The organism is Cupriavidus sp. 05N40 (genome assembly GCF_056397305.1).
This window is the reverse complement of record NZ_JBFTND010000075.1, coordinates 16,622-30,544: the sequence shown is the minus strand read 5'-3', so window position 1 is coordinate 30,544 and position 13,923 is coordinate 16,622. Positions and strand designations below refer to the sequence as shown.

The following is a 13,923-nucleotide window of genomic DNA, read 5'->3' as shown; positions in this document are numbered from 1 at the left end:
ATCCAGGTCCCACCAATTGCACAGCTTCAGCGCGACCCCCGATCGGCGCCTGGCGAAGCTGGCCTCGGCGTAGATCTCGGAGAAGGCCGCTTCAATCGACGCGATGTTGCCGCCGTGGCCGTTGAGAAACAGGATTCTCTCGAATCCATGGACGGCCAGTGAGCGCGTCCAGTCGCCAATGGCGGCGATAAAGGTCGAAGGGCGAAGCGAAATGGTGCCGGGAAAGCCCAGATGATGCTGGGCCATGCCGATATTGAAGGTGGGGGCGATCAGGATATCGGCGGTCTTCTGGGCTTCGTGCGCGATGATCTCCGGGCACAGCCAGTCGGTACCCAGGAGGCCGGTGGGGCCGTGCTGCTCGTTCGAACCGATCGGCACCACGATTGTGCGGCTGCGCTCCAGAAATTGCCCTATTTCAGCCCAGGTGGATAAGTGTAAAAGCATTTGAAGTCCTCTGTTCAGCCGGTTCCCACTGAAACGCGGCGCATTGGTTTTCCGGCGGCAGTGAACGGTTCACTGCCTTTTTGGCAGCCGGTTGGCGACGAGCAGGATCGAGCCGATCATGGACATGCACGCCAGGACCAGCAGGCCGAGATGCATGTTGCCGGTCGCTGTCTTGGTCCATCCGATGATCGCTGGCCCCCAGAAGCCACCGGACAATCCAATGGTATTGATGAGGGCGATACCGCCCGCTGCTGCGTCACCCTTGATGTACTCGGCGGGAATGGCCCAGAACACCGTGTACGCCATGAACAGCATGGTCGTGGCGAGTGTCAGCAGAACAAGAGTCACCAGCAGATTGCCGTCCGACAAGATCGACGAAGCGAGCAGTATCGCGGCGAGGATTGCCGGCACCGCGCTGTGATAACGCCGCTCGCCGTATCTGTCCGACCGGCGGCCGATGAAATACATCCCGAGGGCGGCCCCCACATAGGGGATGGACGAATACCAGCCGAGTTGAATCGTATCGTTGATGCCCTGCGCTTTCAGCATCGTCGGCAGCCAGAAGCTGATGGCGTAGATGGCCGCAATGATGCAGAAGTACGCGAACGCAAGCATGTAGACTCTCGGGTCCCGCGCAACCGCCTTGAAGGAATGGCCTCGTGCCGCCGACGTCCCGAGTTCGGCCGCGAGCATGCGCTTCTCGTCTGCGCTCAGCCAGGCGGCATCCGCGGGTCGATTCGACAGAAGGAAGAGCGCCAGTATGCCGAGCAGTATGCATGGCAGTCCCTCGATCAGGAACATCCACTGCCAGCCGGCGAGAGCGCCACTACCGGAGAGCGTGGTCATCAACCACGCCGAGACCGGCCCGCCGACAATGCCGCCGATCGGACCCGCGAGAAATACGATCGCGATGGCACGGGCCATGCGCGCCGGGCCGTACCAGCAAGACAGGTAATAGATCATGCCGGGCGCGAAACCCGCCTCGAAAACGCCAAGCAGGAAACGCATGGCATAGAACATCGGCACGTTGCGTACGAAAAGCATGCACGCCGAAGTGATACCCCACAGGATCAGAATGCGGCTGAACGTCTTCCTTGCCCCGACTCTCGGCAACATCAGGTTGCTGGGCAGTTCGAACAGCACATAGCCCAGGAAGAAGATGCCGGCGCCAACCCCGTAGGCGGCATCGGAAAAGCCCAGGGCACTCTGCATCTCCAGCTTGGCAAAGCCGACATTGACGCGATCAAGGTAGGCGAAGAGGTAACAGATCAGCAGAAATGGCAGCAATCGCCAGTTGAGCTTGTCGTAGAGGGCCACGACATCGTCCCGTCCATTCGCGGTCTGAATTGCTTGCATGCCTGTCTCCAATCATCAATGTTCTTCTGGGCCCTTCGGGTCCATCCATATTGGCAAGGCCGGGTTGATCCAGCAAGAGCAACTATGCTTACGTTTCGTTGCCCGACGAGCAACGCAGAAGGGGCGTGCGGAAGAGAAGTGCAGCAGGCGGAGCGTGAGGGCGGGACCGCGCGTTTCCGTGACGCCATTCTTGCCGGACGACTCGACGGCGGCCAGAGCGCCGGTCACTAAGGCGTTCCCGGGCGCCGCTGTCCGGCGCCTGTGCATCCCGCCTCGATAACGGAGCCTGCGATGTCCGTCGAAAAGGCGCTCTGCGGTGGCAGTGCTGCGGCAACAGGAGGCCGTGATGGCCGTGCCATGGTCCCGGGGCGCGCTCGACGATAGCCACGCATGGGGAGGCCCGCCAGCCGGCGGCTTCCCGCCAGGGCACCATCTCTGCCGCGCGGCAGAGACTCCCGCCGTGCCCCGAAGGCCAAGGCCCTAGAACCGGTGGCGCACCCCGACCACGGCGCCCAGCTGGCTCATGCCGGGCTGCACGTTATAGACCGCCGTCGCGCCGGAGCCGCTGTTGTAGCCGTTGACGCCCAGGTACGATTTGTCCTTGTTGAGGGCATACGACACCGACGCGTAGAGGTCGGTACGCTTGCTGAATGCGTAGTCGCCCGTCACCACGAACTGCCACGGGTCCGATCCGGTCTGGCGGAAATCCTGGTAATAGGCCGCGCCGGTCACCGAGAATGCCGGCGTCAGCTTGTACCCCAGGCCGAGCCAGTAGAAGCTCGAGCCGGCATTGGCCGCTTGCGCGCCGGGCAGGGTGGCACCATTGAATGCCTTGGCGAGGCGATACCCCGCGAAGACCTTGGCGGGGCCCGCCGCGTACGTACCGGCCACCGCATAGCGCCGCAGGACCGGCGCCTGATTGCCCGGGGTGCCCACATGCGCGTCGTCATAGGCCACGCCCACGGAAACGGGGCCCTCGGCATAGCTGAGGTAGGCGCCGTAATCGCGTCCGAATACGGCGCTGCCGCCCACCTCGCTGCCATTGGACTGGAACGAATACAAGGCGGAGGCGGTCAGCCCCCCGAACCGGCCGACATACTTCACGGCATTGTCCGCGCGCGCGCCGAACTCGGGCGCGATCCCCAGGATGCCGTAGTGGTCGGCCAATGATGCCGGGTCATAGAGGTTGCCGAAGTCGCGCAATGCCGTCTGCTGCCGGCCCAGCAGCAGCGAGCCATACCGGCTTTCGGTGCCGACGTAGGCATTGCGGCYGAACAGGCGGCCGCCCTGGCCCCCGTTGCCGGTATCCAGGTCGAAGCCGCTCTCCAGCACGAAGACTGCCTTCAGCCCGCTGCCCAGATCCTCCGCGCCGCGCACGCCCCAGCGCGATCCCGACTGGTTCCCGGAACTCAGCCGCCAGAGACTGTCTCCCGCGCGTCCTGCGTGGCTGTTGTACTCGATACCGGCATCGGCGACACCGTACAGGGTGACGCCGGATTCGGCGTATGCGGCGCTGGCTACCGCGGATGCGGCGACTACCGCGAGTGTCTTCTTCATCGGATTTCCAATTGTCGTCTGTGGCTCTTCATTTCGGGAAAAGGCGATAGGAATCGCCGGCAGGAATCGCGGCCATCCGGCTCCGGATGGCCGCGGCGGTGCATGCCCGCCCTGTTCCTGCCCGCCGGCCACGCGGCGGCCAGGCAGGCGCGAGCCATGCCGTGCGCGCGTGCCGGGGCACGTGCAATTTGACGGCGGGCGTGTATCCGCCCTGTTTCCGCAAGCGAGAGAAATTGAAACCTTGTTTGTCTGTCGGCCCGGTAGATACAAGGCGATACAAGGCGATACAAGAAGACGTGCCGGCGCGGGCCTGGCAGAAAAATGGCGTGGAAACGGCGGACCCGACCTCAATGGCGAGGACTATCGGCGACGACTGGCCACCCGCGAAAGCCTCGACACGCTGATCCTCGCTGCGCGCCAGCGAGAGCGGCGCGCAGCGCCTTCGACGTCCGAAGTCCCCAGTTCGGTCGCCGGGCGAGCGCCCGGCCGGCGCATGCCCCTCGCCAGACGCCGCGGGCGCTGCCGGCATCGCGACGCATGCCGCGTCGTGTCAGACAAGCACCGATGGCAAAGCCGCGGCACCTGCGCAAAATGGAGCCATCGCGGTTTCCGGGAGACGCAATGTCAACGCACTACCTTCATGTCAGGCCCTACGGCGATGGCTGGGACGTGATCCACGACGGCGCCCGCTACGCGAATTCCCACCACGACACGCAGGAAGCCGCCATCCGCGCTGGCACGCGGGACGCGCGCCGCGAGCACGTGGAATTGCTGATCCATGAGATGGACGGCCGCATCTGCGACCAGTGCCTGCTCTACCAGGACTACCAGGACTATCAGGACTACCAGGAGGCGTTCGCCCCGGCTTGAGCCTTTCCCTCGCCGTCATCTGGCTGCAGGCGCCAGGCGCCGGCAGGCGATCACTCCGCCAGCCGCGCTCCGGGCCACAGCCGCACGGCCAGCGCGGCGCCCGCGGTGGCTGTGGACAGGGCCGTGACGGCCATCCATCCCCAATGCGCGAGCAGCATGCTGCCCAGCGCGGCGCCGGTAGCCATCCCGACGAACATCCCCCCGAACAGCACCGCATTGAGACGGCTGCGCGCGCCCGGCTCGATGCTGTAGACGATGGTCTGGTGCGCAACCAGCGTCACCTGCACGCCGAGGTCGAAGCCCAGCGCGCTGACTGCGATCAGCCAGAGCCGCGCATGCGGCGCCAGCAGGGGCGAGAACAGCATCCCGGCGAAGGACACCGCGGTCAGCACGGCGCCCAGGCGCGTCACCAGTTCCGGCCCCTTGCGGTCAGCCAGGCGCCCGGCCAGCGGCGCGGCAAGCGCCCCGGCCGCGCCGGCCAGGCCGAACGAGCCGGCCGCGGCGCTGCCCAGGTGGAACGGCGCGCCGTGCAGCATGACCGCCAGCGTGGACCAGAACGCGCTGAAACCCACGGATAGCAGCCCCTGCGCCAGCGCCGCCCGGCGCAATGCGCCGTGCTTGCGCCACAGCTTGCCCAGCGAGCCCAGCAGCGCGCGGTACGACAGGTGCGTGGTGGGCTTGAAACGCGGCAGGGCGCGCCAGGCCACGGCGCCGATCACCGCAATGCTCGCCGCCGCCATCACGAACATGATGCGCCAGCCGAAATGCTCCGCCACGAAACCGCTGGCCACGCGCGACAGCAGGATGCCCAGCAGCAGCCCAGTCATCACGGTGCCGACCACCTTGCCGCGATGCGATTCGGGCGCGAGCGTGGCGGCGGCCGGCACGATGTCCTGCGCCATGGTTGCGGCCAGGCCCGTCGCCAGGCTGGCCGCCAGCAGCAGCCAGATGCCCGAGGCCGCGCCGCTGACCAGCAACGCGGCGCTGAGCACCGCCGCCTTGGCCAGGATGATGCGCCGGCGGTCGTAGCGGTCCCCCAGCGGGGCCAGCAGCAGGATCCCCAGTGCATAGCCCAGCTGGGTCAGCGTAGGCACCAGGCCCACCATGGAATCGGACGCGCCGATATCGCCGCTCAGGACCCCCAGCATGGGCTGGCTGTAATAGAGCGATGCCACCGCCAGCCCGGCGCCCGCCGCAAGCAGCAGGATCAGCCTGGCCGGAAGTTGTGGCGTATCGCTCGTTTGATGGGGGGCGGCGCCGTCTGCCGCGCGGCTGGTGGCGCTTGCGGGCATGGCTTGCGTGGAGGACATGGTGTTTACCCTTGACTTGAAATCGAGACCCGAGTTTGCCGTTGCGGCGTGTCCCGCGGTAGTACCGCCCTCCGCACAACTGATATACGCTTCGCGTATGACAAAAGCCGCCCTGCCCGCATCTCCCCGCGCTGCCACGCCCGCGGCCGCCATGGACCGCATCGAACTGATGCAGACCTTCGTGCGCATCGTGGAGGCCGGCAGCCTTTCCGCCGCCGCCGCGCAGATGGGCACCACGCAGCCCACCGTGAGCCGCCGCCTGCAGGTGCTGGAGCGCTCGCTCGGCGTGCGCCTGCTGCACCGCTCCACGCATGCGATGAAGCTGACCGAGGACGGCGTGCGCTGCTATGACCGCGCCAAGGAACTGGTAGCCGGCTGGGAGGCGTTCGAGGCGGACCTGCGCGGCGCGCGTGACGAGCCGGAGGGCACGCTGCGCGTGGTGGTGCCCCATGCCTTCGGCCAGGAACAGCTGGTGGGCCCGCTCGCGCAGTACCTGGGACGCCACCCGCGCGTGAACGTGGAATGGCTGCTGCACGACCGCACCCCCGACTTCATCGCCGACGGCATCGACTGCGCCATCCATGTGGGCGAGGTCGGCGACCCGTCCCTGGTGGCGATCCGGCTGGCGGAGGTGCCGCGCATCGTGGTCGCGGCGCCATCCGTGCTGGCGGGTGCCGCGCCGCCAACGCAACCGGACACGCTGGCCGCGCTGCCGTGGCTGTCGATCCGCACCTTCTATCGCACCGAGGTGTCGCTCACCCACGTGAGCACCGGCGAGACCCGGCGGCTGTCGTTCCGCCCTCGCGTAAGCACCGACAGCCTCTATGCGCTGCGCAACGCCGCGGTGACGGGCCTTGGCGTCTGCATGGGCTCGGCGTGGATGATGGCGGACGATATCGCCCGGGGCCGCCTGCTCCACCTTGTGCCGCAATGGCAGCCTCCCCCGCTGCCCTTGCAGCTGATCTATCCGTATGCGCGCTTCTATCCGGCCAAGCTGCGCCGCTTCGTCGAAACCATGCGCGAGGCGGTGCCGCAGGCCATGGCAAGCTCGGCATCGCTGACCAGGCAGGCGGAATAGCGAACAGCGAATAGCGAGCGCGATGGCGCAGCGATGAGGCACGGAGCGGAACCACGGGTCCGAGACCCGCATCATGCAGCGGCAGCCTGACGCCCGTGCCTGGTCGCGCATCGATTTGCGCGGCCGCCAGGCGCGGGCATCGGACGAAATCCACGTCATGTAGGACGCCGCCGGATTTCAGCGCAGGCCTGGCCCGCCTAGGCTTCATGCATGACGGACTCGCCCGCAAAGGGCATGCAGAGGCCAGGCAATGCTCCGGGATTTCATAGTGCTGCCCACGCAGACCGGCTGGGTGCTCAAGGTGGCAGGCGCAGCCACCGCGATTCTGCAATACGACACGCGCGAAGAAGCGGCGCAAGCCGGGGCCGTGCTGGCGGCGCGGCACGCGGTCAGGCTGATCCTCGACGAGTCCGGCAACTGCGCGGACATGGTCCTCGCCGCCAGGCCATAGCGCCCCGCCCGTGCGTCAGACCGAATCCGGCACCTTGTCCAGGTCCCTGAGCCACACCACGGATTCGGAATCGCTCGGCGCGCGCCAGTCGCCGCGCGGCGAGAGCGAACCGCCGGAGCCCACCTTGGGCCCGTTCGGCACGCAGGAGCGCTTGAACTGGCTGGTGCGGAAGAAGCGGTCGAGGAAGATGCGCAGGTTGCGCTTGATGTCCGCCACCGTGTACTCGTTGCGGGCCACGTGCTGGCCCTCCGGCCAGTTACCCTGGTCGCGGTCGCCCCAGGCGCTGAGCGCCAGGAAGGCGATCTTGCTCGGCGTGAAGCCGAAGCGCAGCGTGTAGTACAGGTTGAAATCCTGCAACTCGTACGGGCCGATGAAATGCTCGGTCTTCTGCTGCGGCGCATTGGCCGAAGCGCCCGGCACCAGCTCCGGACTGATCTCGGTCTCGAGCACGTCGATCAGCACACCGGAACCGGCATCGCCGATCTGCCCGGTCTCCGCCACCCAGCGCACCAGGTGCGAGATCAGCGTCTTCGGCACGCTGCCGTTTACGTTGTAGTGCGACATATGATCGCCCACGCCGTAGGTGCACCAGCCCAGCGCGAGTTCGCTCAGGTCGCCGGTGCCGATCACGATGGCCTGGTTGTGATTGGCGAAGCGGAACAGGTGGTTGGTGCGCTCGCCGGCCTGCACGTTCTCGAAGGTCACGTCGTACACCGGCTCGCCCGCCGCGTAGGGGTGGCCGAGGTCCTTGAGCATCTCGATGCAGCTTGGACGGATGTCGATTTCCTTCGACACGCAGCCCACCACCTCCATCAGCTTCCTGGCCTGCACCAGTGTGCGGTCGCTGGTGGCGAAGCCTGGCATGGTGATGCCGATGATATTGGTGCGCGGCAGCTTGAGCCGGTCCATCGCCTTGGCGCAGACCAGCAGCGCATGGGTCGAATCGAGCCCGCCGGATACGCCGATCACCACCTTGCTGATGCCGCTGGCGGACAAGCGCTGGGCCAACGCCTGCACCTGGATGTTGTAGACCTCGTGGCAGCGCTCGTCGCGCCGCCGCGCGTCGGACGGCACATAGGGAAAGCGCTCGAGCTTGCGGCGCAGCGGCAGCGCGTCCTGCGCGCCGATGCCGACCGCATAGCCGATGACCCGGAATTTCTCCACCTCGCCGGCATGGCGCCGCACCGAATGGCCGAAGGTGGTCTGGTGCATGCGCTCGCGCGACAGGCGCTCGAGATCGACATCCGCGAAGGTGAGGTGCGAATCGTCGGCGAAGCGCTCGGACTCCGCCAGCAACTCGCCGTTCTCGTAGATCAGCGCCTGCCCGTCCCAGGCCAGGTCGGTGGACGATTCGCCCTTGCCCGCCGAGCTGTAGAGATAGGCGGAGAGACAGCGCGCCGACTGCTGGCTGACCAGCTGGTGGCGATAGCCCGACTTGCCCACCACGATATTGGATGCCGACAGGTTGACCAGCACGGTCGCGCCGGCCAGCGCCGCGAACGACGAAGGGGGCACCGGCACCCACACGTCCTCGCAGATTTCCACGTGGAAGCGGAACCCGCCGATGTCCTCGGCTTCGAACAGCAGGCCTGCGCCGAACGGCACCTTCCTGCCCAGCAAGGTCACCTCGCTGGCCGTGGCGTTGTCCGCCGAACTGAATTGCCGCGCCTCGTAGAATTCCCAGTAGTTCGGCAGGTAGGTCTTGGGCACCACGCCGAGGATGCGCCCGCCGGCCACCACCGCGGCGCAGTTGAACAGCAGGTGCTCGACCCGCAGCGGCAGCCCCACCACCAGCGTGGTGGCCAGGGTGCGCGAGGCCTCGACGATCTCGCCGAGCGCCGCCTCGCAGGCATCGAGCAAGGCGCGCTGGTGGAACAGGTCGTCGCAGGTGTACGCGGACAGCCCCAGTTCGGGGAAGGCCACCAGCGCCGCGCCCTGGCCCGCGGCCTGGCGGGCCAGGGCGATCGTCCCGGCAGCGTTGAAGGCGGGGTCGGCCACGCGGCAGACGGGCACGCCCACCGCCACGCGCGCAAAGCCGTGGGAATAGATATTCAGGAAGTTTTCGGTCATCTCGTTGGTCCTTGCGCCGCCGCGTAGCAGCGGCCCGGCGCTGGCGAATGCGCGGCGGCGCGCGCGGCCGCCGGCATGGTAACAGTGCAATTCTACGATGCGCGCCGTACCCGTGCGGCCTGCCGCGTCGGCAGGCCGCACGCGGATATCGGGCGCCCCTTCGCGCAGCCCCCGCAGATCCGCATGCATGGCAGTCCTGCGCGGCGGCGATGCCAGCCAGGCCACATGGCGCATGCCACGGGTCCTGGACGCGAGGACGACATGCCGGGCTGGCGGCAGCGAAGGGCGATACTGTATATTCATACAGTCCCCCTCTGCCATGCCCGTACCGCCGTGATCTCCGTCCATAAGTGCGCCCCGCCGCGCCTGCCACGCCGATGACCTATGCCATCGCCGTGCGTGCCCTGTGCGAGTTCACCGCCAAGCAAGGCGATCTCGACATCCGCTTCACGCCCTCGCCCACGGCGGCCGAAGGCCAGGCCGCGCACACCCTGGTGCAGGCACGCCGCGGCGCCGGCTACCAGGCGGAAATCCCCTTGCAGGGCGAGTACAAGGGCCTGCTGGTGCGCGGCCGTGCCGATGGCTACGACGCGCACGCCAACCAGCTCGAGGAAATCAAGACCGTGCGCGGCGACTGGGCCGCGCTGCCGGAGAACCACCGGCAGCTGCACCTGGCGCAGGCCAGGATCTACGCATGGCTGATGTGCTGCAGGCTCGGCCTGCCGGCCATGCGCGTGGCCGTGGTGTATTTCGAGATGACGAGCCAGCGCGAGTCGGTGTTCAGCGAAGACCGCGATGCAGCCGAGCTGCAGGCCTTCTTCGAAGACAAGTGCGAGCGCTTCGTCAAATGGGCCGCGCAGGAAGCCGACCACCGCGCGGCGCGYGACACCGCGCTGGCCGCCATGGCATTCCCGCACGCCGCCTTCCGGCGCGGGCAGCGCGAGCTGGCCGAGGCGGTCTATCGCGCCGGCCGCTCGGGCCGCTGCCTGCTGGCACAGGCGCCCACCGGCATCGGCAAGACCGGCGGCACCCTCTTCTCCACCCTGAAAGCGGCGCCGCAGGGCCAGCTCGACAAGGTGTTCTACCTCACCGCCAAGACCACCGGCCGCCAGATGGCGCTCGATGCCGCGCAGGGACTGCGCGCCGCGAACCCCGGCCTGCCCCTGCGCGTGCTGGAACTCGCCGCGCGCGACAAGTCCTGCGAGCATCCGGGCCAGGCCTGCCACGGTGAAGCCTGCCCGCTCGCGCGCGGCTTCTACGACCGCCTGCCGGCCGCGCGCGAGCAGGCCGCCGCGCAAACCCGTCTGGACCGCGCCGCGTTGCGCCAGGTCGCGCTGGCGCACGGCATCTGCCCCTACTACCTCGGCCAGGAGATGGCACGCTGGTCCGACCTGGTGGTGGGCGACTACAACTACTACTTCGACCGCGGCGCCATGCTGCATGGCATGGCCGCCGCCGGCGACTGGCGCGTGGCGGTGCTGGTGGACGAGGCCCACAACCTGCTCGAGCGTGCGCGCAAGATGTACTCGGCCGAACTCGACCCGGCTGTGCTGCCGGAGCTGCGCCAAGGCGCGCCGAAACCGCTGGCGGGCGCGCTGCGCCGGCTGGGCACGCAATGGAGCCGGCTGGCAAAGGACCAGGAGGGCGCCTACGCCGCCTATGCGGAAATCCCGCCGGCATTCATGGCCGCGCTCGAGCGCGCCGCCGCCGCGATCCTGGACCAGCTCACCGATGCGCCCGCCAGCGTCACCCCGGCGCTGCAGCGCTTCTATTTCGATGCGCTGCATTTCTCCCGCCTGGCCGGATCGCTCGACAAGCATTCCGTGTTCGACATCAGCAGGGACGACGCCGGCGCGCCCGCCGGCATCGCGAAGGCCCGCCCCGCCAGGGCGCGCCTGGCGGTGCGCAACATCATCCCCGCGCCCTTCCTCGCGCCGCGCTTCGCCGCGGCGCGCTCCGCCACCCTGTTCTCGGCCACGCTCTATCCCGCACGCTTTGTCTGCGACACCCTGGGCCTGCCTCGCGACACGGTATGGCTGGAAGTGCAGTCGCCGTTCAGCGCCGGCCAGCTCGCCGTGCACATCGCCGGCGGCATCTCCACGCGCTACCGCGACCGCGCGCGCTCGGTGCGCCCCATCGCCGAACTGCTGGCCGCGCAGTACCTCGCGCGCCCGGGCAACTACCTGGCGTTCTTCAGCAGCCACGATTACCTGCGGCAGGTGGCCGATGCCTTCGAGCTCGGCTGGCCCGATATCCCCGTGCGCAGGCAGGCACGCGCCATGACCGAGGCGGCACAGGCCGAATTCATCGGTGCCTTCGAGCCGGGCGGCCGCGCGCTCGGCTTCGCCGTGCTCGGCGGCGCGTTCGCCGAAGGCGTCGACCTGCCCGGAGACCGGCTGGTCGGCGCCTTCATCGCCACGCTCGGCCTGCCGCAGTTCAACGAGGTCAACGAACTCACCCGGCAACGGATGGAAGCCGAGTTCGGCAGCGGCTACGAGTACGGCTACCTCTATCCCGGCTTGCAGAAGGTCGTGCAGGCCGCGGGCCGCGTCATCCGCACCGAGGCGGACCGCGGCGTGGTCCACCTGATCGACGACCGCTTCGCGCGGCCCGAGGTGCTGGCGCTGTTGCCGGGCTGGTGGGACGTGGCAACCGCCGGGCGAGGGCCCTAGCGAGGGCCCTGGCTAGGCGCCTGCCGGCTGCCGCGCGGCGCCGCCCGCGCCTGGCGGGGCCCAGGCGCATCGATGCACGCGCGCTTGCCCCGCCCGCGCGGCATCAGGCGTCGGCCATGGCCGCCCACTCCGGCCTGGCGCCGCTGGCACGCGAAGCGCGCACATCGCCCGAGCGGGCATGCCCCTCGAAGTTCTCCGCGCGCGAGGCGCGCGCGCACAGCGCCCCCATCGCGGCGCTGGCCTCCAGGGAGGTGATTTCCTGGTACGTCACCGTCTTCAGGAACTTGCCCACCCAAAGCCCGCCCGTATAGCGGCTCGCGCCGCGCGTGGGCAGCACGTGGTTGGTGCCGATCACCTTGTCGCCGAACGACACGCAGGTGTTCTCGCCCATGAACAGCGCGCCGTAGGTGGTCAGCTTCTCCAGCGCCAGGCGCGGCTCCCTGATCAGCGCCTGGACATGCTCGCTGCCGTATTCGTCCGATACCGCGAACGCTTCGTCGAGCGTATCGGCGAGAATGATCTCGCCGAAATCGCGCCAGGCCGCCTGCGCGACATCGCGCGTCGCCAGGTTCGAGAACTGGGTTTCCATCTCCTTGAGCACGGCTTCGCCCAGCGCCCTGGACGTGGTCACCAGCACCGCCGGGGAGTCCGGGCCGTGCTCGGCCTGGCTGATCAGGTCGGTGGCCACCACGAAGGGATCCGCGGCCTCGTCGGCGATGATCAGTACCTCCGTCGGGCCGGCAAACAGGTCGATGCCGACCTCGCCGAACAACTGGCGCTTCGCTTCGGCGACAAAGGCATTGCCGGGTCCGGCCAGCATGTCCACGCGGGCGATGGTCTCGGTACCGATGGCCATGGCCCCGACGGCCTGGACGCCGCCCAGCAGGTAGATCTCGTCGGCGCCGGCGAGGTGCGCCGCCGCCACCGAAGCGTCCGGAATGCGGCCGCGGTTCGGCGGCGTGCAGGCGACCACGCGCCTGACGCCCGCGACCTTCGCCGTGGTGATGATCATATGGGCCGAAGCCAGCAGCGGATAGCGCCCGCCGGGGATGTAGGCACCCACGGAGTTGATCGGGATGTTCTTCTGGCCCAGCACGATGCCGGGCTGGACTTCCGCCTCGAAATCGGTGATCGACGCCTTCTGCAGTTGCGCGAAGCGCTGCACATTGGCCTGGGCCTCGCGGATATCCGCCAGCGTCTGCGCTGGCAGCCTGGCGATGGCGTCCTCGATCTGCGCCTGGCTGAGACGGAACGAGGCCGGCTCCCAGCTATCGAACTGCTTCGAGAGATCGCGCACCGCGGCGTCGCCGCGGGCGCGGATCTGGCCGATCGCGTCCTCGACCACCTGGCGCACCTGCGGCGAGGACGATTGGGAAATATTCGTTTGGATGGCGGCTTGCTTCAGGTGGGAGATCACGTTCGCTCCAATTTTGTCAGTGGAGGCCGCCGCACGCCAGCCGGTGGCCGGCGCGCGAGGCGACCAGGTTGTTGCCGGGCGGAAAGCCTTCCGCCCCGGGTTTTCAGGACGAGCGCCGCCCTTGCCGGTGGCGGGCCACCGGGCACCGGTTGCTGCTATTCGTTGTTGCCGCCCGTGCTGTCCAGCGTCATCGGAGCGGGTCCGGTGCCGGGAGACAGCCAGCGTCGATGACGTGGCCGGACCGCGCCATGCCCGGCCAGGGGAATGTCAGGCGGCCTGTTGCTGCGCGGCGAGCGCCGCGACCACCACGATCTCGATGCGCCAGGCGGGATTGGCCAGCTTCGCCTGCACGGTGGCGCGGCACGGACACTTGCCTTGCGGCACCCAGGCGTCCCAGGCGGTGTTCATGCGCGCAATCTCGCCGATGTCGGCCAGGAAGATCTGGCACGACAGGATGCGCTCCTTGCCCGACCCCGCGGCGCCCAGCAGGCGGTCGATGGTGGCGAGGACTTCCGCGGTCTGTTCCTCGATGGTGCCCTCCAGCGTGCCGCGGGGCACCTGCCCGGCCAGGTAGACCAGGCCATTGTGGATGGTGACGTCCGACAGGCGCGGGCCGGTGTTGATTCGTGTGATGGAAGACGTGCTCATTTCCTGCTCTTTCTCCATGGCTAAGCCGTTGGTAAAAACTGGTTCTGCGC

11 protein-coding genes are annotated in these 13,923 nt (G+C 68.2%); 4 read left to right on the top strand and 7 right to left on the bottom strand.

What is annotated here, in order from left to right:
• From AC1DO7_RS18510 to AC1DO7_RS18500, 3 genes are all read right to left on the bottom strand, one after another.
• Window positions 1-444, bottom strand: a 444-nt coding sequence (locus tag AC1DO7_RS18510; protein ID WP_477116419.1) for a creatininase family protein, incomplete at its 3' end; no start/stop codon positions are given.
• A 69-nt stretch (window positions 445-513) separates the two neighbouring features.
• Window positions 514-1,800, bottom strand: coding sequence for an MFS transporter (locus tag AC1DO7_RS18505; RefSeq protein ID WP_441612195.1), 1,287 nt, complete (start codon window positions 1,798-1,800; stop codon window positions 514-516).
• 480 nt (window positions 1,801-2,280) lie between these two features.
• Window positions 2,281-3,357, bottom strand: coding sequence for a porin (locus AC1DO7_RS18500; RefSeq protein ID WP_477116418.1), 1,077 nt, complete (start codon window positions 3,355-3,357; stop codon window positions 2,281-2,283).
• 621 nt (window positions 3,358-3,978) lie between these two features.
• Between AC1DO7_RS18500 and AC1DO7_RS18495 the strand changes: the two genes are divergently transcribed.
• On the top strand, window positions 3,979-4,227 hold the full coding sequence (locus tag AC1DO7_RS18495; RefSeq protein ID WP_441612193.1) for a DUF2188 domain-containing protein: 249 nt from the start codon (window positions 3,979-3,981) through the stop codon (window positions 4,225-4,227).
• Between the two features lie 50 nt (window positions 4,228-4,277).
• On the opposite strand, the gene AC1DO7_RS18490 is transcribed toward AC1DO7_RS18495, so the two are convergent.
• Window positions 4,278-5,537 carry an MFS transporter gene (locus tag AC1DO7_RS18490; RefSeq protein ID WP_441612192.1) on the bottom strand — a complete coding sequence of 420 codons (1,260 nt, stop codon included), beginning with the start codon at window positions 5,535-5,537 and terminating at the stop codon, window positions 4,278-4,280.
• 97 nt (window positions 5,538-5,634) lie between these two features.
• Between AC1DO7_RS18490 and AC1DO7_RS18485 the strand changes: the two genes are divergently transcribed.
• Together AC1DO7_RS18485 and AC1DO7_RS18480 are read left to right on the top strand one after the other, a co-directional pair.
• On the top strand, window positions 5,635-6,615 hold the full coding sequence (locus tag AC1DO7_RS18485) for a LysR family transcriptional regulator (protein ID WP_441612190.1): 981 nt from the start codon (window positions 5,635-5,637) through the stop codon (window positions 6,613-6,615).
• A gap of 250 nt (window positions 6,616-6,865) precedes the next feature.
• Window positions 6,866-7,066 (top strand): DUF2188 domain-containing protein, encoded by a 201-nt coding sequence (locus AC1DO7_RS18480; RefSeq protein ID WP_441612189.1) that lies wholly within the window; start codon window positions 6,866-6,868, stop codon window positions 7,064-7,066.
• Between the two features lie 15 nt (window positions 7,067-7,081).
• On the opposite strand, the gene AC1DO7_RS18475 is transcribed toward AC1DO7_RS18480, so the two are convergent.
• Complete coding sequence (locus tag AC1DO7_RS18475; protein WP_441612188.1) at window positions 7,082-9,136, bottom strand: NAD(+) synthase; 2,055 nt, start codon at window positions 9,134-9,136, stop codon at window positions 7,082-7,084.
• Window positions 9,137-9,513: 377 nt separating this feature from the next.
• Here AC1DO7_RS18475 and AC1DO7_RS18470 point away from each other — a divergent pair, with 377 nt between their 5' ends.
• A complete protein-coding gene (locus AC1DO7_RS18470) occupies window positions 9,514-11,808 on the top strand; it encodes a helicase C-terminal domain-containing protein (RefSeq protein WP_441612187.1) in 2,295 nt (764 codons plus the stop codon).
• Window positions 11,809-11,911: 103 nt separating this feature from the next.
• Here the strand turns inward: AC1DO7_RS18470 and hisD are convergent, their stop codons facing one another.
• Entirely contained in the window at window positions 11,912-13,225 is a 1,314-nt protein-coding gene (gene hisD, locus AC1DO7_RS18465) for a histidinol dehydrogenase (protein WP_441612186.1), read from the bottom strand.
• A 267-nt stretch (window positions 13,226-13,492) separates the two neighbouring features.
• Window positions 13,493-13,873 carry a RidA family protein gene (locus AC1DO7_RS18460; RefSeq protein ID WP_441612185.1) on the bottom strand — a complete coding sequence of 127 codons (381 nt, stop codon included), beginning with the start codon at window positions 13,871-13,873 and terminating at the stop codon, window positions 13,493-13,495.
• Window positions 13,874-13,923: the final 50 nt, after the last annotated feature.